The following is a 1,573-nucleotide window of genomic DNA, read 5'->3' on the forward strand; positions in this document are numbered from 1 at the left end:
TGTCATGCCGGTTAAACGCAGCGAAATAGCGCTCGATGAGCTCCTCTTCCGAAGTCATGAGAAACCTCCTCAACGGCTGGGCCGGAGCATCTGCCAACAGCTCTCGGCAGTCAATTTTTCCCCATCCAGGACCTGTAGGTCCCGGCGTCTGATCGCCGAAATGGCCGCCGCACAGAGCGCCCCACTCAGCAGGTCGGCCAGCAAACCCGCATCACCGGCGCGCACCTCTCGGTGGTTCTGTCCCTCACGGACCATCCTGATGAGTTCCTGCCGGACGTGCGGCAGGGCGGGGGGGAGCGCGGCGAGAAACCGGGCTTCGTTCTCACAAAAATAAACAAACTCCTGCGAGTGGGTCCGCGCGGTTTCGAATTCCAGGTGGACCAGAGCGCGCAGCTTTGTCCGCAGCGGGCGCTTCCCCTCTACGATCTGTCGCACCTGCTGGCCGTACCAACCATACCAGCTGGCGAAGATCTCCTGCGCCATTTGCTCCTTGCCGACGAAGTGGCGATAGATTGCGGCTTCGCGCACACCTGCCGCATCGGCTATGTCCCGCATGCTGGTCGCATCGACGCCGACCTTGGCGAACAAGGCGGTCGCCGCGGCAACAATCGCCGGCCGCTTGGTCCCCGGCTTTTCCTTGAGAACCTGCATTAGTTAGTGAACGAACACTAACACGACGCGAACCGATGTCAAGCGAACGTGCTCCCGGTGGGGGTTTTTTTCGCCGGACGATGAAGACTTCGCACACCGTGCTGACGGTGCAGGGCCGCATTTTGTGGGAAACCGAACCGCACGAAATTGACAAGGCCAGTACCCGACGGTTACCAATATACGTGCCCCGTCGAGTTTCCAGTTCGAGCGCAAAAGAGGCAGTAAGCTGGCAGCGTCATCGGTGATCGCCGTCATCCCGGCGCGCTACGCTTCTACGCGCCTGCCCGCCAAGGCCCTGGCGGAGATCGATGGGGTGCCGATGGTGGTCCGCGTCTGGCAGCAAACCCGCAAGGCGGGATCAATCGATAAAACCATCGTGGCGACCGACGATGAGCGGATTGCCGAGGTGGTACGGCGTGCGGGGGGTGAGGCGATGATTACCGCGGCGACCCATCAGAGCGGCACCGATCGAATCGCGGAGGTGGCGCGCCGGGTTTCCGCCGAGGTTTACCTCAACGTGCAGGGTGATTTGCCTTTCCTTGATCCCGCCGACCTAGATGCGCTCGCGACCCCGGTGCGAACCGATCCATCGATCGCGATGGCGACCCTCGGCACGCCGATCGTGGATCAGCATGAATGGACCAACCCGAACGTGGTGAAAGTTGTCCGCGGCGCGCAGGGCAACGCGCTGTATTTTTCGCGCGCGTCGATTCCCTGTCCGCGCGACACCGAAGCAATCCCTGAGGTCGCGCTGCGTCACATCGGCGTATACGCCTATCGGCGCGAGTTCTTGCTCCGGTTTGCGGCCCTGCCAGAGGGGGTGCGGGAGCGAATCGAAAAACTCGAGCAACTCCGCGCGCTCGAAAATGGCTACGCAATCCGGGTGGTGCCTTCCGTGGCGCCATCGCTTGAGATAGATACT

General features: G+C 62.0%; 2 protein-coding genes. One reads left to right on the top strand and one right to left on the bottom strand.

Annotated features, from left to right (window positions below; genetic code table 11):
• Nucleotides 1-69: 69 nt before the first annotated feature.
• Nucleotides 70-651, bottom strand: coding sequence for a helix-turn-helix domain-containing protein (locus tag VGI36_13260; protein HEY2486112.1), 582 nt, complete (start codon nt 649-651; stop codon nt 70-72).
• A 241-nt stretch (nt 652-892) separates the two neighbouring features.
• On the opposite strand from VGI36_13260, the gene kdsB reads away from it, so the two are divergent.
• Nucleotides 893-1,573: 3-deoxy-manno-octulosonate cytidylyltransferase (gene kdsB / locus VGI36_13265; GenBank protein HEY2486113.1), on the top strand; the 681-nt coding region annotated here is incomplete at its 3' end.

The organism is Candidatus Binataceae bacterium, from assembly GCA_036495685.1.
GTDB lineage: Bacteria > Desulfobacterota > Binatia > Binatales > Binataceae > JAFAHS01.